This is a genomic window from Oleiphilus sp. HI0128 (assembly GCF_001635365.1).
The window spans coordinates 1-22689 of sequence record NZ_LWGG01001152.1; the positions used below are offsets into that span (position 1 = coordinate 1).

Annotated in this window: 26 protein-coding genes; 15 read left to right on the top strand and 11 right to left on the bottom strand. The window is 44.0% G+C overall.

The features are described 5' to 3' along the window. The first annotated feature begins 18 nt into the window (after positions 1–18). The 6 genes from A3763_RS30195 to A3763_RS19480 all read left to right on the top strand — a co-directional run bounded on the left by A3763_RS30195 (position 19) and on the right by A3763_RS19480 (position 5096). Entirely contained in the window at positions 19–810 is a 792-nt protein-coding gene (locus A3763_RS30195; protein WP_068511223.1) for a metalloregulator ArsR/SmtB family transcription factor, read from the top strand. 159 nt (positions 811–969) lie between these two features. Continuing rightward, positions 970–1827 (top strand): permease, encoded by an 858-nt coding sequence (locus A3763_RS19460; protein WP_369823141.1) that lies wholly within the window; start codon positions 970–972, stop codon positions 1825–1827. An 11-nt stretch (positions 1828–1838) separates the two neighbouring features. Beyond that, a complete protein-coding gene (locus A3763_RS19465; RefSeq protein ID WP_068554984.1) occupies positions 1839–2075 on the top strand; it encodes a thioredoxin family protein in 237 nt (78 codons plus the stop codon). A gap of 45 nt (positions 2076–2120) precedes the next feature. Next, positions 2121–3140 (top strand): ArsJ-associated glyceraldehyde-3-phosphate dehydrogenase, encoded by a 1020-nt coding sequence (locus A3763_RS19470; protein WP_068511229.1) that lies wholly within the window; start codon positions 2121–2123, stop codon positions 3138–3140. 17 nt (positions 3141–3157) lie between these two features. After that, positions 3158–4384 (top strand): organoarsenical effux MFS transporter ArsJ, encoded by a 1227-nt coding sequence (gene arsJ, locus A3763_RS19475; protein WP_068511232.1) that lies wholly within the window; start codon positions 3158–3160, stop codon positions 4382–4384. 64 nt (positions 4385–4448) lie between these two features. Continuing rightward, positions 4449–5096, top strand: a complete 648-nt coding sequence (locus tag A3763_RS19480; RefSeq protein WP_082865497.1) for a thioredoxin domain-containing protein — start codon at positions 4449–4451, stop codon at positions 5094–5096. A 46-nt stretch (positions 5097–5142) separates the two neighbouring features. On the opposite strand, the gene A3763_RS19485 is transcribed toward A3763_RS19480, so the two are convergent. The 5 genes from A3763_RS19485 to A3763_RS19505 all read right to left on the bottom strand — a co-directional run bounded on the left by A3763_RS19485 (position 5143) and on the right by A3763_RS19505 (position 9877). After that, positions 5143–7389 (bottom strand): EAL domain-containing protein, encoded by a 2247-nt coding sequence (locus A3763_RS19485; RefSeq protein WP_068511234.1) that lies wholly within the window; start codon positions 7387–7389, stop codon positions 5143–5145. Between the two features lie 156 nt (positions 7390–7545). Then, positions 7546–7974 (bottom strand): CBS domain-containing protein, encoded by a 429-nt coding sequence (locus A3763_RS19490; RefSeq protein WP_068511236.1) that lies wholly within the window; start codon positions 7972–7974, stop codon positions 7546–7548. Continuing rightward, entirely contained in the window at positions 7971–8321 is a 351-nt protein-coding gene (locus tag A3763_RS19495; protein WP_068511238.1) for a P-II family nitrogen regulator, read from the bottom strand. The genes A3763_RS19490 and A3763_RS19495 overlap by 4 nt, the downstream gene beginning before the upstream one ends. Positions 8322–8365: 44 nt before the next feature. After that, positions 8366–9160: a DUF1538 domain-containing protein gene (locus tag A3763_RS19500; protein ID WP_068554982.1), complete on the bottom strand. Its 795-nt coding sequence runs from the start codon at positions 9158–9160 to the stop codon at positions 8366–8368. Positions 9161–9175: 15 nt separating this feature from the next. Continuing rightward, positions 9176–9877 (bottom strand): DUF1538 domain-containing protein, encoded by a 702-nt coding sequence (locus A3763_RS19505; RefSeq protein ID WP_068511339.1) that lies wholly within the window; start codon positions 9875–9877, stop codon positions 9176–9178. Positions 9878–10262: 385 nt separating this feature from the next. Between A3763_RS19505 and A3763_RS19510 the strand changes: the two genes are divergently transcribed. From A3763_RS19510 to A3763_RS30200, 3 genes are all read left to right on the top strand, one after another. Continuing rightward, on the top strand, positions 10263–10850 hold the full coding sequence (locus A3763_RS19510; protein ID WP_068511242.1) for a hypothetical protein: 588 nt from the start codon (positions 10263–10265) through the stop codon (positions 10848–10850). A 182-nt stretch (positions 10851–11032) separates the two neighbouring features. Beyond that, on the top strand, positions 11033–11437 hold the full coding sequence (locus A3763_RS19515; RefSeq protein ID WP_068554980.1) for a hypothetical protein: 405 nt from the start codon (positions 11033–11035) through the stop codon (positions 11435–11437). Positions 11438–11515: 78 nt separating this feature from the next. After that, entirely contained in the window at positions 11516–11632 is a 117-nt protein-coding gene (locus A3763_RS30200; protein WP_082865496.1) for a PEP-CTERM sorting domain-containing protein, read from the top strand. Between the two features lie 105 nt (positions 11633–11737). On the opposite strand, the gene A3763_RS19520 is transcribed toward A3763_RS30200, so the two are convergent. Both A3763_RS19520 and A3763_RS19525 read right to left on the bottom strand, forming a co-directional pair. Then, positions 11738–12025, bottom strand: a complete 288-nt coding sequence (locus A3763_RS19520; protein ID WP_068511245.1) for a hypothetical protein — start codon at positions 12023–12025, stop codon at positions 11738–11740. A gap of 49 nt (positions 12026–12074) precedes the next feature. Further along, positions 12075–12740, bottom strand: coding sequence for an SDR family oxidoreductase (locus A3763_RS19525; RefSeq protein ID WP_068511247.1), 666 nt, complete (start codon positions 12738–12740; stop codon positions 12075–12077). A gap of 80 nt (positions 12741–12820) precedes the next feature. Between A3763_RS19525 and A3763_RS19530 the strand changes: the two genes are divergently transcribed. The 4 genes from A3763_RS19530 to A3763_RS19545 all read left to right on the top strand — a co-directional run bounded on the left by A3763_RS19530 (position 12821) and on the right by A3763_RS19545 (position 16577). After that, the gene (locus A3763_RS19530) at positions 12821–13201 is read left to right on the top strand and encodes an acyl-CoA thioesterase (protein ID WP_197475850.1); all 381 of its coding nucleotides are present in this window, start codon (positions 12821–12823) and stop codon (positions 13199–13201) included. Positions 13202–13256: 55 nt separating this feature from the next. After that, the gene (gene nhaA, locus A3763_RS19535; protein ID WP_068511248.1) at positions 13257–14447 is read left to right on the top strand and encodes a Na+/H+ antiporter NhaA; all 1191 of its coding nucleotides are present in this window, start codon (positions 13257–13259) and stop codon (positions 14445–14447) included. A 381-nt stretch (positions 14448–14828) separates the two neighbouring features. Further along, positions 14829–15260, top strand: coding sequence for a CCXG family PEP-CTERM protein (locus A3763_RS28920; RefSeq protein ID WP_255375148.1), 432 nt, complete (start codon positions 14829–14831; stop codon positions 15258–15260). A gap of 183 nt (positions 15261–15443) precedes the next feature. Beyond that, on the top strand, positions 15444–16577 hold the full coding sequence (locus A3763_RS19545; protein WP_068511250.1) for a phosphatidylserine/phosphatidylglycerophosphate/cardiolipin synthase family protein: 1134 nt from the start codon (positions 15444–15446) through the stop codon (positions 16575–16577). A 3-nt stretch (positions 16578–16580) separates the two neighbouring features. Here the strand turns inward: A3763_RS19545 and A3763_RS19550 are convergent, their stop codons facing one another. Both A3763_RS19550 and A3763_RS19555 read right to left on the bottom strand, forming a co-directional pair. Next, entirely contained in the window at positions 16581–17783 is a 1203-nt protein-coding gene (locus tag A3763_RS19550) for a flagellar assembly protein T N-terminal domain-containing protein (protein WP_068553171.1), read from the bottom strand. 7 nt (positions 17784–17790) lie between these two features. Further along, a complete protein-coding gene (locus A3763_RS19555) occupies positions 17791–18363 on the bottom strand; it encodes an LPP20 family lipoprotein (RefSeq protein WP_068511254.1) in 573 nt (190 codons plus the stop codon). Between the two features lie 430 nt (positions 18364–18793). On the opposite strand from A3763_RS19555, the gene traF reads away from it, so the two are divergent. Both traF and A3763_RS19565 read left to right on the top strand, forming a co-directional pair. Continuing rightward, entirely contained in the window at positions 18794–20110 is a 1317-nt protein-coding gene (gene traF / locus A3763_RS19560) for a conjugal transfer protein TraF (protein WP_068553194.1), read from the top strand. A gap of 28 nt (positions 20111–20138) precedes the next feature. Beyond that, the gene (locus A3763_RS19565; protein WP_068511343.1) at positions 20139–21386 is read left to right on the top strand and encodes a multifunctional CCA addition/repair protein; all 1248 of its coding nucleotides are present in this window, start codon (positions 20139–20141) and stop codon (positions 21384–21386) included. Here A3763_RS19565 and A3763_RS19570 read toward each other — a convergent pair. Both A3763_RS19570 and secB read right to left on the bottom strand, forming a co-directional pair. Further along, positions 21356–21844 carry a tRNA (cytidine(34)-2'-O)-methyltransferase gene (locus A3763_RS19570; RefSeq protein WP_068511345.1) on the bottom strand — a complete coding sequence of 163 codons (489 nt, stop codon included), beginning with the start codon at positions 21842–21844 and terminating at the stop codon, positions 21356–21358. The genes A3763_RS19565 and A3763_RS19570 overlap by 31 nt on opposite strands. Positions 21845–21949: 105 nt before the next feature. Next, positions 21950–22468 carry a protein-export chaperone SecB gene (gene secB / locus A3763_RS19575; protein WP_068511257.1) on the bottom strand — a complete coding sequence of 173 codons (519 nt, stop codon included), beginning with the start codon at positions 22466–22468 and terminating at the stop codon, positions 21950–21952. Positions 22469–22689 lie beyond the last annotated feature (221 nt).

The window sequence follows — 22689 nt, forward strand, 5'->3', positions numbered from 1 at the left end:
AGATGAATCATATCTATTATGAAGAAGCGCGTACTATTTCTATGCACCGGTAATTCAGCTCGCTCACAAATGGCTGAAGCCCTACTCAATTACCATCACGGTAATCGATTCGAAGCGTTTAGTGCTGGCACAAACCCTGAAACAGTTCACCCGCTAACCTTGGCAGCTCTTAAAACTCACGGTATCGAAAACATTCATCAATCAAAGCATATTGACGAACTCGCCGGGCAACATTTTGATTACGTAGTTACCCTTTGTGACAGGGCGACTCAAGAATGTAAATCACTCGGTGCAAAAGAGAAGAAATTAGAATGGAGCTTCAGTGACCCTAAGGTATCTAAGGGTGATGACCTAAGCGACATCGAACGTTTTCATATGAGCTTAACTGAAATAAATCGTCGAATTAATAGCTTTGCTGCAATCGAAAGTAATCAAGCAATACTTGATGCTCAACATTCAAACGAGCTATCGCCATTACAATTATTCAAGAGTCTGAGCGATGAGCTGAGGCTTAAATGCCTAATGCTGATTCAATATGAAGGTGAGCTATGCGTCTGTGAACTGATGGCAGCATTGGAGTATGAGCAACCTAAAGTTTCCCGGCACCTGGCACTACTCAAAAAAGCAGGCATTCTGACAGACCGGCGCATGGGGCAATGGGTATTTTATAGGATAAACCCTAGTCTACCATCTTGGGCTAAGTCAGTTTTAGCACAAACATGCGACGCCAATATTTCAGAATTCAGTATGAACATCAGGCGACTAGAAACGATGAAAACCCGTCCAGATAGAGTGCTTTCATGCAATTGATATTCTTCAACGAGGGTAGATAAACATGTTTCAGATATTTACTGATCTTGCCGCCTGGTTTGTTTTTGACATATTGGGTTTGAGCCCGGAAACCAAGCTCGGTGACGCCCTGCATTTTTTGTTGAAGATGTTAGCAAAATCTTTGTTCTGCTCGTTGTTATGATCTACTTAATTGCACTGATACGCGCCTCCCTCAACATTGAACAAGTCAGAGATTACCTGGCACAAAAAAATCGAGGGATTGGCTACCTAATGGGTTCGAGTTTTGGCGCAATCACGCCGTTTTGTTCCTGCTCCAGCATTCCCGTATTCCTAGGTTTCACCTCAGCGGGTATTCCCGTAGGAATTACTATGTCCTTTTTGCTTACCTCACCACTCATTAACGAGGTGGCCATACTGTTACTGCTAAGTCTACTAGGCTGGAAATTCACCCTTATTTACGTATTGGTGGGCATGACGGTTGGGATCCTTGGCGGCCTATTTCTAGACACCATCAAAGCCGAAAAATGGTTACAGTCTTTTGCTGCAGAAGCCCTCTCCAAAGCACAAGGAAAAGAGCCACAAACTACAGCATCAAAAGCTCAAGCGCTTGGCTTTCAACAACGTCATCAATTTGCAGTACGTGAGGCAACAGAGATTTTTGGCCGCGTATGGAAATGGGTAATTATTGGCGTCGGTCTCGGCGCTGCTTTACATGGCTTCGTACCAGATGGCTGGATCGAAGCACACTTGGGTGATGGGCAATGGTGGTCAGTCCCTGCAGCTGTAGTACTCGGTATTCCACTTTATTCTAATGCCACGGGCGTCATTCCGATTATGGAAAGCTTAATAACCAACGGGCTACCTGTAGGTACTACGCTCGCCTTTTGCATGAGTACTGTTGCTGCTAGTTTTCCAGAATTCATCCTACTCAAGCAAGTCATGCAGTGGAAATTACTTGGCACCCTATTCGTTATGCTCCTCATATCATTCACGCTCATAGGCTGGCTATTCAACGGCCTTAGCCCTTTTATATAAAGGAAAAGCTAATGAAAGCTTTTAAAGTACTCGGTACAGGCTGTGCTAAATGCACAAAAACAGCAGCCCTAATCCAGGCTATTGCGACAGAACTAGACCAGCAAATTCAAGTTAGTAAAGAAACCAGCCCTCAAGAAATTATGAACTATCAGGTAATGAGCACACCTGCCGTTGTTCTTAATGAGGAACTTGTTCACAGCGGGTCGATTCCAACTCGAAACCAAGTAACTGAGTGGCTAACAAGCTAACAGAGAAATTTGATCAAATAATTCTTATCTAAGGGATAAATCACTATGACCATCAAAGTAGGCATTAACGGCTTTGGCCGTATGGGTAGACTCTCACTCAGAGCTGCATTCGATTGGAAGGAGATCGAATTTGTTCAGATTAATGACCCGGCTGGCGACGCTGCTACACTCTCGCATCTGTTAAATTTTGACTCCGTACACGGTATTTGGGCTCATCAAGCAAGTAGTGAAGGTTCAAGCATACTTATCGGTGAGCATACGATTCCTTGCACACAAAATAAGACGATCTCTGAAACCGATTGGTCAGGCTGCGATATTGTTATCGAAGCGTCCGGCAAAATGAAGAGCAAGCAGGTACTTCAGGCCTATCTCGATCAGGGTGTGAAGCGCGTTGTCGTGACCGCTCCGGTCAAAGAAGAGGGTGTACTAAATATTGTGATGGGTGTGAACGATGACCTGTATGACCCAGAGGTCTACCCGATTATTACTGCTGCATCATGCACAACAAACTGCCTGGCGCCGGTGGTTAAAGTGATCCATGAAAGTCTAGGTATTAAACATGGCTCAATGACAACTATTCACGATATTACCAATACCCAGACCATTCTCGATGCGCCCCATAAGGATCTGCGACGTGCACGAGCCTGTGGTATGAGCCTGATTCCAACCACCACCGGTTCAGCTACGGCGATCACTCATATCTTTCCAGAGTTAAAAGGTAAGTTAAACGGTCATGCGGTACGTGTTCCATTAGCCAATGCATCGATCACTGACTGTGTATTCGAACTAGAAAAAGAAAGCTCGGTAGAAGAAGTGAACGCTCTATTAAAAAGTGCTTCTGAAGAAGCACTACAAGGCATACTCGGTTACGAAGAGCGGCCACTGGTTTCTATCGATTACAAAACCGATCCTCGTTCAGCCATCATTGATGCGCCTTCAACTATGCTGGTTAACGGCACTCAACTTAAGCTTTATGTGTGGTATGACAATGAATGGGGCTATGCCAATCGAACAGCTGAGCTGGTTCGTAAAGTCGGCCTCATCGACCAGAAAATTAATCACTAAGGCCATATTTGAAAACCATGAATATCAATAAACTCTCACCAGAAATTAAGCAATACCTGGTCGTAACAGGTAACTATTGGGCTTTCACGCTCACCGATGGCGCTTTGAGGATGTTAGTCGTATTGCACTTTCATGGCTTGGGTTACAGCCCGCTCGAAATTGCCATGCTGTTCTTGTTTTACGAGATCTTTGGTGTCATCACCAACCTTTTTGGTGGCTGGTTGGGCGCACATTTGGGGCTCAACAAAACCATGAATATTGGTCTGGCTCTGCAGGTGCTCGCATTGGCAATGCTGCTCGTTCCTGCCACTTTGCTCACAGTGCCTTGGGTCATGGCTGCTCAGGCTCTCTCAGGCATTGCTAAAGACCTGAACAAGATGAGTGCGAAAAGCTCGATCAAGCTGCTGGTTCCAAAAGATGCGCAAACTACACTGTATAAGTGGGTGGCAATTCTAACCGGATCTAAGAATGCCTTGAAAGGTGTCGGCTTCTTTTTAGGCGGCGCTTTACTGGCCACTCTCGGTTTTCAAGGTGCCGTTCTTGCTATGGCGCTAAGCTTGTTTGTGGTTTGGCTGGGTAGCATGTTTGCCTTAAAACAAGACTTAGGCAAGGCAAAGAACAAACCGAAGTTCACTGAAATATTTTCTAAAAGTCGGGCAATCAACGCCCTCTCAGCAGCTCGCTTATTTCTGTTTGGTGCCAGAGATGTTTGGTTCGTGGTTGCCTTGCCCGTTTATCTAGCGAGCGAGTTCGGCTGGAACCATTGGTCTGTAGGAGGCTTTCTTGCAAGCTGGGTAATCGCCTATGGTTTAGTGCAGTCCTTTGCCCCCAAGATTACGCAAAGCTCGACCAAGCGCGCCCCCGATGGCCATAGCGCGCTCGGCTGGGCGCTGCCTCTAATGCTGATACCCGCGGGCATCGCACTAGCCTTATCGAGCTCGCTTTCAGCACAGCTGGTGATCGTAATAGGTTTACTCGCCTTCGGCGCCCTGTTTGCTATAAATTCTTCTTTGCACAGCTACCTGATTGTGAGTTACGCCAGTGACGATGGCGTATCCTTAGATGTGGGTTTCTACTATATGGCCAATGCCATGGGCAGGCTAGTTGGCACCGTACTATCAGGTTGGATTTTCCAGTCTTATGGCCTTGAAGCATGTTTATGGGTATCGAGTACATTTATCGCCCTTTCGGCGACCATTTCACTTGCTCTTCCCAAACATAAAACGAACACAGTAAACACTTAAGCTTGAGCCTACGGTTCATGACTGTAAACTAGACCGCTTTCTTATTTGAACGGCCACAATTGTTATGAAAATGAATACCCGTGTTACGCTTATTTGTCTCTTGTTATCTCTGCCTTTGACTTGGTATACCTATCAACAAGATCAGAACTCCAAAGAAAGCCCGCAAAGCGACGAGCTCCTACAACAAGGAAGCATATATGAACGCCCTTACTCTCCGAGCTTTGGTCCTGCTGAGGCTAAAGTCACCATCGTTGAGTTTTTCGACCCAGCATGTGGTGCTTGCAGAGCTTTTTACCCTCTCGTAAAAGAGATTCAAGCAAGACATGAAAAGGATGTACGCATCGTACTTCGGTATGCAACCTTTCACCAAGGCTCTGAAGCTATCGTTAGAATGCTTGAAGCTGCGCGACTCCAAAACAAGTTCAAAGAGGTACTTGAAGCACTACTCATAGCCCAAGCCGAATGGACGGTTAACCATAAAGTTGTTGCGGATAAAGCTTGGCCTATTGCCGAAGCAGCGGGTTTAGATATTACACAGGCGAAAGCCGATATGACTTCAGATGAGATAAGCGCTCGCCTTCAACGGGAGAAGGACGATATTCGAGCTTTGCAAGTTAGCAAGACACCAACCTTTTTTGTTAATGAACAAGCGCTCCCCAAGTTTGGATCACAAGAGCTATACGATTTAGTTACCAAGGAACTCGCTAAATAATAATTGAGGTCAGAGTAAAAAATAATTTTTTACTCTGACCTCAATTTTAGTTCTCGCAACGCTTGGCTTTGGTAACCCAAGTAATAAACTCATGGGCAGGCATTGGTTTGGCGTGGTAATAGCCTTGCACGGATGAAACATTCTTCTCGGCAAGAATTTCCAGTTGCTCACGGGTCTCAACCCCTTCGGCAACAACCCTCAATCCGAAGCTTTGTGACAAAGAAACAATCGCATCAATAATCGCTGTCCCTTTGCTCTCTATCTGTTTGATAAAACTTCGGTCTATTTTCAACTCATCAATTGGAAAGGAGTGCAGATAAGCCAAAGAGGAATATCCAGTACCAAAATCATCGACAGAGAATCTAAAACCTTTGCTCTTAAGCGACTGCATTTTTTCAACAATCATCTCAACGTTTTCCATCAGCATACTTTCAGTGATTTCCAATTTAAACTTCGAGGTAGGTAGCGAAAACTCATCTACCACTAGTTTAATGCGTTCCTCCAAATCAACGTCGAATTGGCATGCGCTGATATTAATTGCCATCGTACACCTATCATGAGACGCTCCAGTCTCTTTTAGTGCAACGATCAACTCACATGATTCGCGCAGGACAATCTCTTGAATACGATGGATCGCGCCGGTCTGCTCAGCAATAGGAATAAATTTGTCGGGGCTAATTACCCCTTCCTCTGGGTGAATCCAGCGTACCAGAGCTTCTGCTCCTACTAAGGCTCCCCCCATATCCAACTGGGGCTGAAAGTAAGCTTCAAACTCATTCTTTGATATCGCTGCTTCAATATCACGCTCAATTCTTAATTGAAGGTCAGCCATTCTTTGCAACTCAGGGTCAAAGAATGCGTAGCGGTTACCACCTGCCTTTTTGGCTTTATACATCGCGGAGTCAGCACGTTTCAAAATTTCACTGGCGGAAACTGCTTTTTCATGGATCAAACAAATACCAATACTCGCACGCACGGCATAGTGAGCGTCCTGAAGAGTCAAGGTTTGCGAGAACACGTCTAATAAACTTTCAGCCAGCTTACTTGCTTCACGATGCACGTTATCAATATTTTTAGACTTAGACTCTAGTAAGACGACAAACTCATCACCCCCTAGGCGCGATAAATTTGTTTGGGGCCCAATGAATGGTTTCAGATTGTCAGCGATCTTGACCAGTAACTGATCACCGACCGTGTGGCCCAGCGAGTCGTTAATTCGTTTAAAATTATCCAGGTCCATAAATAGCAATGCGCCGATTAAATCATAGCGAGCAATTTTATCTACCGTGCAATCAAGATAATCATTAAACATTCTACGGTTCGGCAAGCCTGTTAATGGATCATAGTAAGCCAGCCTCTCAATATTTTCTTCTGCCTGCTTTTTTTCGGTAATATCTCGGGCGATCCACAGAACATGCTTTTTTTCTGGCTGCTCAGGCAAGTAATGATTGATCGGACAGATTCGCCCTTCAAAGACCCTGCGTCCCCCCTTCACTTCTAGAGTATATTCAAGAAATTCCAGCTCTGAATACTCGAGCGCCCGCCTAATAGCAGAAGTCAGCTGAACAGCGGTATCACAATCAATCACTTCTCGTATATTTTTACCGATAAGTTCTGAACTATTGACAACCAGTAGCTCACCATTGCCACCATAGATATCGATATAATTACCTTCTTCATCGAGAATGAGGCCCAAATCGGGAATGACGGAGATAAAAGCTTTGAGCTTTTCGTTGGATGTTTTTAGCTGGGCATTCAAGACTTGTTCACGCTGCATTGAATACTCTCTTTCAATTGCTATACGAGATAAGCCAGTGAAGTGATCAATTAACTTAAGGTCTTCAGGTTCAGGGAAGCGAATCTCGGGGTAATAAATAGCAAAGGTGCCCAAAACCTCACCTGTTGAAGAGACAATGGGCGTCGACCAACAAGCGACTAGGTTGTGAGGTAAAGCAAGGCCTTTAAAGTCCGCCCACAAGGGGTCTGTAGCGATATCGGCAACAATCACCTGCCGCTTAGTAAACGCAGCCGTGCCGCAAGAGCCAACGCTTTCGCCTATTTCGACACCATTAACAGCGTCACAATATGCCTTAGGCAAACTCGGTGCTGCGCCGTGGTGTAAGTTGTTCCCTTTCAATAAAAGAATCGAGCTCTTGCCGGCCTTGCTTGCCAAGGCCTGCTCGATTGAACTACAGATTTCTTCCAAGCACTCTGGTAGAGACGCGCCCGACGAAACCATTTCGGTAATCGATTGCTGAGCGCGTAATAATTTCTCCAGGACCTCTTGATCCATAACGACCCTCTATTGCATTTATTATTGTTATTTGTCGTTGTTACAGTTAAGACTGTCATCAGTATAGTCGAGAGTCTGAATAAATGGCTATTATAGAATTCGCAATTAGTCACTCACCCTAACAATCCATAGCCATCCAAAATACTGTAATACGCTTTAATCCAAGGTATGCTGCTCTACTAAAATACCTTCAAAAACCAAAGATTTATAACCTACCACACCCACTACTTTACCGTTTTTACCATCAATAACTGGCGCACTCGCCAAGCCAAACTGATCAAATAAACGAGCACAATAGCGCACATCCATTTCAGGTGGGACACTGACAACGGGCTTAGACATAATTTCATAGACATTAACGCGATCAGGTGACTTATCTTTTGCCAATACCTTTTTAGCGATATCTGACAGCATCACAACGCCGTACTCGTCATCCTCATTACGTTTTTTGATAATCACGTAGCTAGCATTATGCTCTTTCATTTGAATCAAGGCGTCTTTAACGGTCATCATGCCGTCCATTTCAACGTAGTTACTCCGCATGACATCCTTAATTTTAACAACCGTTTTATTGGTATGACTCATAACTCTTCCTCGACTTTAGCTGCAATAGATTGTATTTGGTGCGAGACGCCCACAGCATCTTCAACATCTAACTGTACGGCAATTCCCGTACCCGGACTGGTATCGAATTCGCCTACCTGTCCAATAGTCTCTAATATATGCCGGCTTAAGTGCTCTTCAACTATAAACAGCAAGACATCCCGTTGAGTCTCCAGGGTCAGGCCAAAAAAAGTCTTACTCTTTTTAATCCCTTCGCCTCTGGCATGGTTGATCACTGTGGCACCAGTCGCCCCAGCTTTTCGCGCAGCCTTCATGACCTTATCGGTTTTGTCATCCTCTACAAACACCAGCAATAATTTAAAATGCATGTACTTTCCCCTATTCGAAATTCTCTACAAACTCTGTACAGAGCTTATTCAGCTTGTGCCAAGCCCTGTTGTTGGTTTCGCTTAGCCAAATACTCAGTAATTTGCGCATAGGCCATCACCGACATTATTGGAAATAAGCTAGCAAAAGCGATTAAACCAAAACCATCAATCAAAGTGCTTCGCCCAGGTACTGTTTCAGCTAAGCCTAAACCCAAGGCTGCAACCAAAGGCACAGTTACAGTAGATGTCGTTACACCACCTGAGTCATAAGCCAAAGGCACGATCAGTTTGGGTGCAAAACAAGTTTGAATTACGACGACCACATAACCAGAGATAATAAAATAATGGATCGGAATTCCGGTAACGATACGATAAGTTCCTAAGGAAATACCTACTGCTACACCAATTGCGACGGCAATACGCAAACCCCAAATGCCGATCGCACCACCCGATACTTCATTCGCCTTGATCGCTACAGCTATTAGAGAGGGCTCTGCTATCGTGGTACTAAATCCTATGGCAAAGGCGAACAGATAGACCCAATAATAATCAAACCACTGAAGTGCATCGGCACCAATATCCCTCGCTCCTGCTATAAAAGCTGGATCAGTCAACTGTTGCGCCATTAATTTACCTAAGGGAAATAAGGCTCTTTCCAAACCGAGTAAAAATAGCGATAACCCGATCAGCACGTACAAGAAACCAAACAGCACCCTTTTCATATTGGGTATAGGCTTGCGAATCACAAGAAATTGAAAGCCAAACAATATAGCCGCGATAGGAATCACGTCTTTAATCGTGGCGAACGTAATGTCGATAATATCGTTGAGAAGTTCCATTAAGCGCCGAGCTCACTATATGATCATGCCGTAAGCCATCACGAATATCATCGGAGATAGCGACGCAAATGCGATTAATCCAAAACCATCAATCATCGGATTTCGGCCCTTGATTGATGAAGCCAAACCTACGCCCAACGCAGTCACCAGAGGAACAGTAATCGTTGAGGTTGTCACACCGCCCGAGTCATATGCAATCCCGATAATTTCCTTTGGTGCGAAACTCGTCATAATCACAACTAGAATATAGCCGCCAATAATCATCCATTGGATCGACCAGCCTGCAATAATACGCACCACACCCAGAACGATCGCCAAGCCTACAGAAAAAGCCACCGTAAATCGTAAGCCACTGGCATAACTTGTTTTAGCGGCTTCAGTTGCTTCGATCATGCCGCCTTCTGCGGCGACCGTTGCGGCTTCTGCAGCGACTGCTATCAAGGCAGGTTCAGCTATTGTCGTACCAAAGCCCAATGCAAAAGCAAAAGCAATCAGCCAAGCGACACTACCCTTCTTTGCTAAGGCATGAGCCATTGACTCACCGATCGGAAATAAGCCCATTTCCAGACCGAAAATGAAAAACGTCAAGCCAAGCAATACAAATATGACACCAATAATCATATCGACCAGGTTAGGTATCGGCTGCTGAAGTACTGCAAATTGAAAAAATGCAATAACAATTATGATCGGCGCCAGGTCTCTGAGACTACCTAGCATTGAACGAAAAATAGCGAGTATGCCTTGCTGCAAACTAAGTTCCCTTAATCTATACAAAGTTAGAAGTTGATAGCCCAAACAAGGTTTAGGCCCTAGAAACAAAACTCTAGAAATGAGTATAGGCCAATACTCACAAAGTGAAATTGACCTAAGACAATTTGAAAGCGCTTAGAGACCTTTACTTGTAGGTTTTACAAGGCCCAAGAACTCACTTAATCAGCAGCGACAAGCGTCGAATTACTTAACACTTATGATGTGACTTGCATCACAAAAAGAACCAATCATTACGATAAGCTACTGAAAAACATCACCAGACCTGAATAAAGTATTGTTATTGCATCAAGACTCTAGATTCTTAATCGACGCTTATTTCGAGGTGTATAAGATGTCTATTGTCAAAAGTCTCTTCCTATTTTTAGTTCTAATATTATCATCCAATCAAGCACTTTCACTTTCATGCGGAAGCAGTCTCAGAACAGCCGATCTAAGTCCTGCAACGAACTGTATAACGGGCCTAGGAAACCCCAGCATTAGTGCTATTAACGCCTTGTTTGACACCCCCCCTAGCTGGCAAAGAGTTAGCTCAGTAGAAGACAATACCTCTGGTGGTAGCGATGGCTGGTTTGGGGTGTCACTGGATCCAAACTCTAACTGGGGACAGAGCAATGTTTCTGGTGAATGGAGCTTAGATTCTGCCTTCTGGGATGCTTACAATGAGGGTGTAATATCAATGCGCGTAGGGAATGGAGGCGGAGACCCCGACTTTTTTGCTTGGAAACTGTCCGATGGAGCATCGACAGGAAGTTTCAGCTACGAGCGTCTAGCCGGTGGTGGAGGTGGTTTATCAAACCTAAAACTATGGGGACGAGTTACCGAAGTTATTCGCATTGAAGAACCTGCAAATATCGCACTCTTTATCATTGGCTTATTTGGCTTATTTGCCTCCAGACGCTTTAGCCAAACACACCCTTAATGTACATATGCGCAAGTTCACATTCACACAATTAACTGTCAGATTAGTTTACCCCCCCATAACAAAACCTTATTTTTTACACTTAAAAAGCATGATAATTAATTGTAGTTAAAGACAGAGGCAAATCATTGGTACAATTTATGCGTTAAAACCCTTATGTAAAATTATTAACAGGGAATATCATGAAAAATACTCTTAAAATAATATCAGGTATTGCGTTACTAAGCTTTGCCAGCCAATCTTTTGCAGCGATTTGTACTAGCGAAGGGCGAACTGCAGAGTTAACCATATCCACCGTCTGTGAATCTGGTAATGGAAACCCACACACTAACGATATCAACAATCTGTATGGTGACACACCTAGCTGGGAAAAAGTATCTGACATCGCAGGGTTTGAAGGTACTGACCTAAGCTTAGCTGATGGCCCATTACGAATCGGTTTAAATACAGGTTCTCTTTGGGGAAGCACCGACGTTACCGGAATATGGGGCATTCACAGTTCATTTTGGAGTCAGTTTGATGAAGCAGTGATCTCAATGCATGTTGGCGGAAACCCTCAAGATAACACTTCTGACTTCTTCGCATGATCCATTGCAACAAGCTCAACAACTGGCACGTTTGATTACAATCAAAGCTACGGAAATGGTGGCGGCTTATCTAACTTTATGCTTTGGGGAAGAAACACGGGTAACACAGTTGAGACTCCCGAGCCAGGCAGCATAGCTTTACTTGCTCTAGGCTTACTAGGTTTAGGTTTCTCTAGAAAGCTCTCTCAGCAGTAATAGTAAAAAATACGTTCTGGGTATTGATTACCCAGAAACACCTTACTTCTTACCCTCATAGATGACACCAGCACTGAGAATCACCAGATCAAGCTCTACGATAAACTAAAGATTGAGCTCACCGAAACTCTTATTGAAGTCCCTTAACTGATCATCTCCCCGGTCATACTCCGCCTGCCATAAAAGATCTTTATAATCTGATAGGACACGCTCTATAGATCGACTTAACTCATCGAAGTCTCCGTCCGCGACATAGATGGCCGCACGTACAATTCGATTTGTTACACGCCAATTTGTTTTAACAAACAAGGCCTCAATTTCATCTTTGGCCAGCAACCACTGCTTGCCAAAATCTCGCTCTAACTTATTTTGAATATCACCCAACAACTGCATTTCCACCTCACGAGGTTTGATTAAAAAGTGTCAGTTAAACCTCACTTAGCTACCAAGGCAGAACATCCCCATTTGAATGCCAGAACGTACCAGTATTCGTAAGATTCAACTCATCTACTCTCTGAGCTAAACGCTCAGCAGCTTGATCAGGGGTAATGTCGCCATAGCCTCCTATCATTTCAGTACCCACTAGACCCGGGTGGAAGACTCCGACAGCAATACCTTGATCTTCTAGATCCATCGCGAGAGAAACTGAGGCGATATTTAAGGCACACTTAGACATGCGGTAGCCATAGCGACCGCCACTGCTATTATCAGCTATGGATCCCATTCTACTGGTGATGATGGCAACCTTACCACCACTATCCAAATTGCCGAGAAGCGCCTCTGTTACTCGCAAGGGGCCTAATGCATTCACGCGAAACTGCTCTTCGAGCTGATCATAGTCGATATGCCCCAATACCTCATCTCGAAGAATTCCGGCGTTATTAATAAGAAGGTCTAATTTCACACCTTGAAGCTCAACACCTAGTCTAGCCACATCCTCTGCTTTGCTGACATCGATTCCTGCGATTATCTGGCACCCCAACGACAACAACTCTTCACTAGCTTCACGACAGACGGCATACACCGAGTAACCTTTAAACTTATAGTACTGACAGAAAGACAAGCCAATACCACGATTTGCTCCGGTTACAAGTATATTTTTTGACATGATATCTCCTACGAAATCTATTGGTGAAGCCGATAATAATATATAGAATATAACGTTATCGATTTATCTAAGGAGATGCAATGAGTCACGAAGCAACTAAAGCTTTACGCAGCATGCAACATCATAAGTTAGTATTACCTGAGCATATGAACCACCAAGGCTCCTTGTTTGGTGGCAACTTGCTGATGTGGATAGACGAAGTCGCCTATATGACGGCCGCCCTTCACTACCCAGGGCTGCGATTCGTTACCGTTGCACTCGATAATGTTGAATTCAAACATCGAATCGACTGTGGCGAAATAATTTGTTTTAAGGTCGACCTTGAGCGACAGGGAAACTCTTCAATTACTTATTTTATTTCAGTACGAAACGCTCGCGAAGACAAAGATACAGTTTTATTTGAAACTCGAATCACATTTGTATGCATTGATGAACTGGGTAATAAATGCCCTATTGAGTAACTACCAAGTAAATTACGACTTAAGATATAAGCATAAGTAAGGTCTAAGGCTAATCATGAATTCTTTACAAAACAACCATCCACAAAACTTTATCTCTGACTTTTTTAAGCTTGAGTCTGCCGGTGGAATATTACTAATTTTTGCAGCAGTCCTTGCCTTAGTGTTTGCTAATACGCCCTTATCTTCAATTTATGAATTGCTGCTATCAACCCCTGTAGAAGTCAAGATTGGCGCACTGGAAATCGCGAAGCCATTACTGCTATGGATTAATGATGGCCTGATGGCGGTATTCTTCTTTTTAGTCGGATTAGAACTAAAAAGAGAGCTATTAGAAGGCGAACTTTCCGACAAGCGAAATATAGTCTTACCCGGAATCGGCGCACTGGGTGGCATGCTATTTCCTGCACTTATATATGTTTACTTTAATTACGAAGACCCTCAGGCCCTTAGTGGTTGGGCCATTCCTGCTGCAACCGATATTGCTTTTGCCCTTGGTGCCCTGACGCTTCTTGGTTCCAGAGTTCCTACCTCGCTTAAAATATTCCTTACCTCTTTAGCAATTTTTGATGATATTGGCGCGATTCTGATCATCGCATTGTTTTACACGGATAAATTATCGCTAAGCGCGTTAATAATCGTTGCAGGCTGCATCCCTTTCCTAATTATCATGAACAAACGAAATGTCATCTCCAAAAGTGCTTATATTTTTATCGGTATCATTATGTGGGTTGCAACGCTTAAATCGGGCGTTCATGCGACACTTGCAGGTGTAGTTCTAGCGATATTCATTCCTATGAAATCTAGAGAGAACCCTTCGTTCTCGCCGCTTAAAGATCTGGAGCATGACCTTCACTCAGTCGTTGCTTTTGGAATTCTCCCCGTCTTCGCCTTCGCCAATGCTGGAATCAATCTATCAGGTATAGGTTTAGAGCAAATGCTTCATAACGTCCCCGTTGGCATCGCGCTAGGCTTGTTTGTCGGTAAGCAAGTGGGGATATTCGGTTTATGCTGGCTTGCCATTAAACTTAAACTAGCCCAACTACCTTCTGGCATGAACTGGCTTAGCCTGTATGGCACAGCGGCACTCTGTGGTATTGGCTTTACAATGAGCTTGTTTATTGGCTCACTTGCCTTTGAAGAAAGCGGAGTCAACATGATCTTTGATGAACGCCTTGGTATCGTCGTGGGTTCGCTGATATCTGGTATATTCGGCTTCTTTATCCTGAACAAAGCATTACCGAAATAACTGCTAGCTAAATTAGACTATATTCGCTAGCAAGCCTTTCATGGGGTCACATCAGACATAGATATAAGTGTCGATATTTTTTACAACCTATGAAAAACAACAAGACAAAAACAAACTCAATATATTGTTTTATATAATTTTTTTCAAACAGGCATATAAATAGCTTTAATCTGACCAGCCACCAAATTCAATGTAATACAACTAGGATACACACATGAAAAAATTACTCTAAGCGCTCTTACTTTAGTATTAGCAGCGCTGAGCTTAAACGTTAGCGCAACGACGATGACTATTGACACTCGTAGTATCACTAATGGTATAGACGACACGGATTTTATTACTTCATGGACTGATCAAACTTAAGCGATTAACTCACTAAATATTTCAGATTTCAGTGGTTTCTTTTCTGGCAACAACACGATCAGCCACTTAAGCATCTCACTAACATCTGCTATAAGCGGCTCGTGGGGAATCGAAGCTGGCTTGGACGCAGGCTACGGCGCAGCTCTATATGTTGATGGTAGCCTAATCGAAAATAGAACTGATGACCTTTGGTGGCAATACAACTGGAACAATTCTGACGTTCTATCTGGCACTGCCGGTATTTCTGCTGGCAGCCACACTATCGACCTATACTGGGCAGAAAACTGCTGCAACGGTTATAGCAGCGGTCGTTTCACAACAGATGGCGGCAGCACATGGCAGTCACTTTCTGTAGCAAATATTGATGCAGCTACTGTATCTGAGCCAGCGACTCTTGCTCTATTTGGTCTTGGTCTATTAGGTTTAGCTGGCGTACGTCGATTTAAATAAGCTTAACCTACTCCATCTCCTGGTGGTAAAGCTTTGGGTATTTTTTATACCCAAAGCTTTTTTAAAACTTAGTAACAAGCCCTCTCGAATATTTCTGCTTCCAAACCTCCTTACAAGCTCCCTTAATTCAGCGCCGTGTATTAGAATCAGTGTCATCAATCTATTAGCTACGCTGACCACACCATGACACGCAATCAGCTTTCGACTAGCGAATCGATCATTGTCGACGCACAAAGTTATTATGAGCAGCTTATCGAAGCAATTGATCTTGCCCAGCAAGAAGTTTTACTTGAGTCATATATCTTCAACAATGATTTTATTGGTCAGGCCATCTCTCAAGCTCTTGAAAACGCTTCTTTAAGAGGAGTGCAAGTCAGGGTTTTGGTTGACGGAGTTGGGGCAGGTAATAATTTTGAGCAGGTTGCCAAACAGCTCATTAATTGCGGCGCTGAAGTAAAAGTATACCGGCCATTACCTTGGCGTTTTGATCTATGGCCTTTATCCCTCTTCCCTGCTGCTGGTATTTTTAAGTTATGGCACTTGCTGAGCTATATTAATAATCGTGACCACCGCAAGCTTGTACTCATTGATGATAAGCTGGTTTTTCTTGGCAGTTTCAACATTACAAAAGCGCATTTACCCAAGGCCCTTGGCGGTCAACAATTTAGTGACACAGCAATCAGAATATCTGGACAAGTAACCCAGAGCGTAAGGCTAGCTTTCGACACCTGCTGGTATAAACACTCATGTCGCACCAGCGCTCGGTACTTGCCTGAGAGCCCTTTTCTCTATAACTTCAGCCGCCGCTTAAGACGAAAACAGAGAAAAGACTTATTACAGAGAATTAAAAATGCAAAGCATGCGGTATGGATAGCGAACGCTTATTTTGTACCAGATAGCGAACTGCAAGACGCCCTATGCACAGCAAGTAAAAGCGGGGTTGATGTAAGAATATTACTCCCCGGGCGTTCGGATATATTTTTCATTCCTTGGGCCTCTGCGTTCTTCTATTCAACATTACTTGAAGCTGGCATCCGACTCTACGAATACCAAGCAGGAATCATGCACTCTAAAACCTTGATTATTGATGACTGGGCTTGCATCGGCTCAAGTAACCTCAACACCCGCAGCCTAATGCATGATTTGGAAATCGATTACAGCCTGCAACTTACCGCCAGCCGAGAGCAATTGGCAATTAATTTTCGTGACGACCTGAGCTGCAGCGAAGAACTGAAGAGCGACTCGCTGGACAAAAAGCATTTTATCCAACGGTATTTGGGCGGACTGCTACTAATATTTTTCTCTTACTGGGTGTAAAAACTACCAAGCGATTAGCAAGTCATCCTCTTGTATATTTATTCGCCCTGGGTCCATACTGACACTACCACTAGCAAAACCAGGGTGCACCTGAGAAACGGTGAGTGATGTCTTGACATTCGTTAGTTCAGTACCCGCTAGCATATCTGCGTCGTAATAATTGTAGGTACGATATAAAGAAAACTTATCTCCAGGGCGAACACCGGAGCTTGCACCCGAATTGAAGTGTAATGTTTTACCGTCAACTCTTGATATACGTGCAATAAAGGGCTGACACTCCAATTGCTCTCCTACTAAAGTAGCAACACCATCCACCAGTTGAGCGACTGCTAGACCATATTCGTCATTCCAGAACTCTGCAGTGCCAAAGCCACTCAGATCATCAATATCATCTTCCCACGGCGCAGATACTGCAAAACTTCTTTGCCAGATAATCGCACCACTATAGCCATCATGAACAAATAGCTCCATTGCAAAGCGACGTTTGATATTGGCGTTATTGCTCATCCTTTTCAGTTTCGCCCAATATGATGTGGAGAAAGCTTCCGGGTCTTCTAGCGACAGATCTCTCACCACACCTGAGATAACAAATTGAGCTCCAACCTGCTTCGCGTAATCAGCCGCTTTGGTCAGTGTACTCTGCGATGTGAAGTGACTGGGCGCATTGATCACATCCTGATGCAAAGAAAACTCACTCTGCTCGAAAACAACTAACTTATCTTGCAGCTGTAAAGACTGATTAAGTGCACTGGCCAATCCACGCTCAATATTATGAAACCCCCCCAATCTCAGTTGAGCAGGAGACTGAACCGAAAACCCCAGCACCGCGATTTTTTTACGATATTTTTTTGCTTGGGAATCAGGGCAACTGGCAACTTCTTCAACATCAAAGTTCATCACCAGATTCAAGATGCCTTTTTTAACAAATTCATCTTGTAGTACAGATTTACGAATACGCGCTTCACCCGAAACTGAAAAGTAGTCCTTACTTATCTTTCCATTGCTAACACGTTGATCACTCTTTACTCGGGCACCCGCCTGAAGCAGAGCTTGCTTAAGCGCATCCTGTCGAGCACGATCTCTCGCCAGATCATAGCGTTGACCATCAAAATCTGCCTGCCCTGTGACTTGTATCCACTCTGCATTAGCACTTACTGGTGATAGCAAACAAGACATTAGAGCGAGCAAGAAGGAAAAATACTTCATACCAACCTCACTTCAAAAAATATACAGATTGCATTGACTGAGATGCAGCACGCTTAGTGCGGGGCTCACTACTGGAAGCCATAGGCAGTGGCCGGTGGCAATCTATACCGAACTTGATATTGTTCATTTTATTGATACAGTCGTGAAAATCGCCTGGCAGTAATATTTCCAACACAGTCTCAAATCCGCGCCCCTTATTCTCAATAATCGAAACTACCCTTGCACCTCGCACATAAGAATCGACAGCCGCTGCATAGTGATCACTTTTCATCACAAACTCATCAACCTGGGAACCACCACTGATTCCGATACCGTAAAGCCTTTCGGCCAAGGTACGGTAAGCATCAAGCTTTGAGGCCCTTATCGCCATCAAACGCTTCGACTCTGACTCCGAGTCCTCCTTTCTTTCATAAGCGCCATACCCCGTAACACGGACTACAATAGGCTCAATCGGCTCCTTCTCCTCTTTCTTCATCGTACCCACACTATTCTTATCTTTATATTTATGGGCATGAGCCGGAGAAAAGCAGAGCGCAGCGGTTAGTAAACAAAAAATGACTAGATTCTTCAAAGCAAGCATATCAAACTAGGTTCCCAGTAAATGGTGAGCGAAGATCGCATCGAGACACCCCGAACAACAGATACTTAAATGCGTTAATAAGAGCCAAATACCTGAGTTTTTCATAATCACTATGAAAATCCTGTGCCAAGTCATTACTGTAAAATTTGCAGCAATTCAGGAGAGCGCTTGCCGTTTTCATAGCTCTAAGCGGCAAATAAGGTTGTTAGGCGGCAATACAGAGTCATTAAATGACTTCAATACATAAGCACAGTTAAGCCAAAAAAATTACCACGAATTTGGACATTATGTTACAAAGCGTGACGTGCCCGTCGTTGTCACTTTCGACTTTCCGTTAAAATTGCCTCTACGGATCAAGCTACGTACAGTCACCGTACCGTTAGCCAGCATAAGTTAACTAGTCAGGACCCGCTCAAGGAACAAGGAAATAATGAATTTCAGATCCACCTTCAGCTTATCAAACTTTGCCATTTGCTTAGTTTGTCTCGCTTATAGCTCAACCGCACTAAGTGGCTACAAAGTATTTTTAGACCCTCGTTCCATGGCTATGGGCGGAACCGGTGTTGCTTCAGCTTCAAAGTTTAACGCGTCCGCTCACAACCCTGCTTTGATTGCCTTCAACCGAGGCGATAAGCCCGACAAGATCTATCTTGCAATAAATAGTGGCCAGCGACAGCTTTACGGAGAGTCTTTTAACTCTGACGTTCTCGACTATCAAAATTCACCAATAGAACAAGACTTTATCAACGCCGCTAACAGCGGAGATATTAGCGACACCAGAGATACCGCTAAACTTCTAAAAGACTCTCTAAGTGAAAAAAGTTTTAGCTCATATCGCTCTGATGAAATGCATAACTTTAACTTGTTAGTGGATACTGACCCGCTAACTATCAATTTCTACACTCGCCGTGAAATTCGCAAAGTAAGCACCATCCTAAATAAAGATGCAGCAACTATTGATGACATTGTTAGACAAGTAGAAACTACTGGCCTTGCGGAATCCACAGGTATTGAAGACCTATTAAGTTCATCGGTTGAAAGCACTCAATTTGACTATGAAGAAATGGGCGCAACCGTCGCTACAACCAATGTTATTGATTATAACATGCCCATATCGTGGGGTTTTACACCCAAACTGATTCAGTTCAATGCATCTCAAGTTTCAAGGCCGCTAGATGAATACGATGTGAATAACGCTCCGGCTGACAGACCTAGTGATAGCAACCTAGAATGGAACGTAGATATAGGCTTAGCAATCCTGTTTACCGACAACTTTTTACGTGAAGAATTCGGCCTGGATGGTTGGTGGCTAGAAGGCGAGTGGGTATTCGGTATTTCTGGAATGAATATGTTTCCAACCGACATTTCAACATTCTCCCCTCCCGTACCCACTGATGAATTACCTCGAGGCAAGCCTTCAGTTCAAGCACGCTATAAAGTGGGTTTAGCCACTTACCGTGAAGACTATATGATGACGCTTGATATTGATCTAAACGAAGATGAAGTGTTCGCCTTCGAAGGCAATACCCGCTTCATATCTTTTGGTGGTGAGTATTACTGGAGAGATGACTTCCACTTACGTGCAGGTGCGCGCTTCAATATTGCTGAAACAGAAGAGGCCTCAAAAGAAGATCACACCTTAACAGCTGGTTTTTTATACCAGCCACGCCACTTCAATATTGAGGCTGCATTTATGCTGAGTGAAGTAGAAGCTGGCGGTTCGATAGGATTTGGTTTAGCATTCTAGCTCTTTCTCTCCCGTGGGCTTGAATGTGATGAAAACCTACCTTGTGGGTGGTGCTGTACGTGACTCTTTGCTCGAAATTAACAGCAAGGATAAAGACTGGGTCGTAGTAGGTAGCAACCCAGACGAGATGCTTAAACAAGGCTTTACCCAGGTCGGCCAAGACTTCCCTGTATTTCTCCACCCCAAAACTAGAGAAGAGTACGCTCTTGCGCGGACAGAGCGTAAAAACGGTCAGGGCTACCAAGGCTTCAGCTTTGACACGTCAAAATCAATCACTTTAGAACAAGACCTTATCAGAAGAGACCTAAGCATTAATGCGATGGCAATGAGCGCAGACGGTGAGCTGATTGATCCGTATGGCGGTCAAGACGATCTGAAGAACAGACTACTCAGGCACGTCTCGCCAGCCTTCACAGAAGACCCACTAAGAATTCTACGCGTGGCTCGTTTCGCTGCTCGCTTTTATCACCTCGGCTTTAAAATAGCTGACGAAACACTCGATTTCATGAGCAAAATGGTTCTGAAAGGTGAGGCAAATCATTTAGTCCCTGAGCGTATCTGGCAAGAAACTGAACGAGCACTAAGTGAAAAGTCCCCTTGGATTTATTTTGAAGCACTTAGAAAAGTTGGCTGCCTGAAAGTCGTATTCCCGGAAATCGATGCGCTATTTGGCATTCCTCAGCCAGAAAAGTACCACCCAGAAATCGACTGTGGCATCCACGCTCTCATGTCCTTGGAGCAAGCTAGTCAACTAAGCCAATCAAAACAAGTTCGCTTTGCTGCTCTTACACACGACTTGGGAAAAGCTTGTACCGCCCCTGAAAAATGGCCAAGCCATCATGGCCATGAGCGCCTAGGTTTAGAGCCGATAAAGAAGCTCTGTGAACGAAATCGAGTACCGAATGAATACCGAGACCTGGCATGTTTATGCAGTGAATATCACACGCACATCCATAAAGCTTTTGAGTTAAGAAGTGAAACCATTCTGAAAGTTTTAAAGCAGTGCGACGCCTTTAGACGCCCTGAGCGCTTTGCAGAAATATTACTGTGCAGCAAGGCAGACTCACGAGGTAGGACCGGGTTTGAAAAGGCGCAATACCAACAAGCAGATCTTTTTAGCCGGATATTACACACTCTCAGCTTAATCACCACAAAAGAGATCGTTGCCGAGGGCTACAAAGGGAAAGAAATTGGCGAGCAGCTAGACCGTTTACGAAAAGAAAAAATAAAGCAGATAAAAAGCACTTATGAAGGAGAAAACTCGCCCACTAGCTGAGCATTTTTAAATCCGCACTGACGCCAAGCCTCATAACTTATGATTGCCACTGCATTGGACAAGTTTAGGCTTCTGCTATCGACCATCATTGGAATGCGGATTCTGTGTTCTGACTGAATACTCGCTAAAACTGAATCGGGCAGCCCTGCCGTTTCAGAACCAAACAATAATACGTCACCTTCCTGGTAAGTGAGCTGATCATGAGGCCCACTCCCCTTAGTTGTACATGCAATAATTCGCCGCCCTTCAACAGCCTCAAGAAAAGAAGCATAGTCCTTATGGCGCGTTACGTTTGCCATATCTCGATAGTCCAGACCCGCACGTCGAAGTTTCTTTTCTTCTAGATCAAACCCCAATGGCTCGATTAAATGAAGATAACAACCGTTGTTCGCAACCAGACGAATTATATTACCTGTATTGGGGGCGATCTGAGGTTCATAGAGTGCGATATGGAACATATATTTAATATCAACCAAATAGGGAAAATAGAAATAACAAAAAAATGCGCTCAAACAAAAAAGCAGTGCGACATAGCACTGCTTTCTTCTTTCATAACAAGAGGCTTAGTGAGTAGACTCACTACCCGCTTTTTTCTCAGCCGCTTCTTGCGCTTCTTTTTGCTTCTTCATTACAGCTTGAGCAAAGATAGCATCGAAGTTAACCGGTGCAACCATCATTGCCGGGAAGCTACCTTTAACGACAACTGTGTCAATAGTTTCACGCATGTAAGGGAATAGAAGATTTGGGCAAAACGCATTTAGCGCTTGTGCCAATTGAATACCTTCTAGACCTTCAAGCTTAAAGATGCCCGCTTGCTGAACTTCAACAATGTAAGCCGTCATACCTTCGACTGAAACGGTAAAAGTAGCTGAAACAACTACTTCATAGTGATCTTCACCTAAACCAGCATTTTTAGTATTGAGATCCATTTTCACTTCTGGCTTCCATTGTTTCTGGAAAACCATGGGTGAGTTCGGTGACTCAAAGGAAATATCTTTTACATAGATGCGCTGTAGGGCAAAGTTGACTTGTGGCTGCTGTTCCTCTTGAGCGCCAACTTCAGGCGTTTCATTCTCTGACATGATGGATCCTAATTCTTGATAATNTGATAACAGCTCGTAAAACTTAAGCTGACGAGCCAAAAGTTAAATACTAGGCGGTGCTAGTTAAAAATGCGAGCCTATCAAGCTCTTTTTTTAGTTTTTGCGATAGGAATAACCTTATAAGCTATAAGGTCTCCAATAAAGCGTCTAGCTCACCCTTTGCCTCTAAAGCAAATAAGTCGTCACAGCCACCTACGTGA

What these genes read in the sequence shown, in the direction of transcription:
- A3763_RS30195 (WP_068511223.1), top strand. Translation starts at nt 19, where the DNA reads ATGAAGAAGCGCGTACTATTTCTATGCACCGGTAATTCAGCTCGCTCA.
- A3763_RS19460 (WP_369823141.1), top strand. Translation starts at nt 970, where the DNA reads ATGATCTACTTAATTGCACTGATACGCGCCTCCCTCAACATTGAACAA.
- A3763_RS19465 (WP_068554984.1), top strand. Translation starts at nt 1,839, where the DNA reads ATGAAAGCTTTTAAAGTACTCGGTACAGGCTGTGCTAAATGCACAAAA.
- A3763_RS19470 (WP_068511229.1), top strand. Translation starts at nt 2,121, where the DNA reads ATGACCATCAAAGTAGGCATTAACGGCTTTGGCCGTATGGGTAGACTC.
- arsJ (WP_068511232.1), top strand. Translation starts at nt 3,158, where the DNA reads ATGAATATCAATAAACTCTCACCAGAAATTAAGCAATACCTGGTCGTA.
- A3763_RS19480 (WP_082865497.1), top strand. Translation starts at nt 4,449, where the DNA reads ATGAAAATGAATACCCGTGTTACGCTTATTTGTCTCTTGTTATCTCTG.
- A3763_RS19485 (WP_068511234.1), bottom strand. Translation starts at nt 7,389, where the DNA reads ATGGATCAAGAGGTCCTGGAGAAATTATTACGCGCTCAGCAATCGATT.
- A3763_RS19490 (WP_068511236.1), bottom strand. Translation starts at nt 7,974, where the DNA reads ATGAGTCATACCAATAAAACGGTTGTTAAAATTAAGGATGTCATGCGG.
- A3763_RS19495 (WP_068511238.1), bottom strand. Translation starts at nt 8,321, where the DNA reads ATGCATTTTAAATTATTGCTGGTGTTTGTAGAGGATGACAAAACCGAT.
- A3763_RS19500 (WP_068554982.1), bottom strand. Translation starts at nt 9,160, where the DNA reads ATGGAACTTCTCAACGATATTATCGACATTACGTTCGCCACGATTAAA.
- A3763_RS19505 (WP_068511339.1), bottom strand. Translation starts at nt 9,877, where the DNA reads ATGCTAGGTAGTCTCAGAGACCTGGCGCCGATCATAATTGTTATTGCA.
- A3763_RS19510 (WP_068511242.1), top strand. Translation starts at nt 10,263, where the DNA reads ATGTCTATTGTCAAAAGTCTCTTCCTATTTTTAGTTCTAATATTATCA.
- A3763_RS19515 (WP_068554980.1), top strand. Translation starts at nt 11,033, where the DNA reads ATGAAAAATACTCTTAAAATAATATCAGGTATTGCGTTACTAAGCTTT.
- A3763_RS30200 (WP_082865496.1), top strand. Translation starts at nt 11,516, where the DNA reads ATGCTTTGGGGAAGAAACACGGGTAACACAGTTGAGACTCCCGAGCCA.
- A3763_RS19520 (WP_068511245.1), bottom strand. Translation starts at nt 12,025, where the DNA reads ATGCAGTTGTTGGGTGATATTCAAAATAAGTTAGAGCGAGATTTTGGC.
- A3763_RS19525 (WP_068511247.1), bottom strand. Translation starts at nt 12,740, where the DNA reads ATGTCAAAAAATATACTTGTAACCGGAGCAAATCGTGGTATTGGCTTG.
- A3763_RS19530 (WP_197475850.1), top strand. Translation starts at nt 12,821, where the DNA reads ATGAGTCACGAAGCAACTAAAGCTTTACGCAGCATGCAACATCATAAG.
- nhaA (WP_068511248.1), top strand. Translation starts at nt 13,257, where the DNA reads ATGAATTCTTTACAAAACAACCATCCACAAAACTTTATCTCTGACTTT.
- A3763_RS19545 (WP_068511250.1), top strand. Translation starts at nt 15,444, where the DNA reads ATGACACGCAATCAGCTTTCGACTAGCGAATCGATCATTGTCGACGCA.
- A3763_RS19550 (WP_068553171.1), bottom strand. Translation starts at nt 17,783, where the DNA reads ATGAAGTATTTTTCCTTCTTGCTCGCTCTAATGTCTTGTTTGCTATCA.
- A3763_RS19555 (WP_068511254.1), bottom strand. Translation starts at nt 18,363, where the DNA reads ATGCTTGCTTTGAAGAATCTAGTCATTTTTTGTTTACTAACCGCTGCG.
- traF (WP_068553194.1), top strand. Translation starts at nt 18,794, where the DNA reads ATGAATTTCAGATCCACCTTCAGCTTATCAAACTTTGCCATTTGCTTA.
- A3763_RS19565 (WP_068511343.1), top strand. Translation starts at nt 20,139, where the DNA reads ATGAAAACCTACCTTGTGGGTGGTGCTGTACGTGACTCTTTGCTCGAA.
- A3763_RS19570 (WP_068511345.1), bottom strand. Translation starts at nt 21,844, where the DNA reads ATGTTCCATATCGCACTCTATGAACCTCAGATCGCCCCCAATACAGGT.
- secB (WP_068511257.1), bottom strand. Translation starts at nt 22,468, where the DNA reads ATGTCAGAGAATGAAACGCCTGAAGTTGGCGCTCAAGAGGAACAGCAG.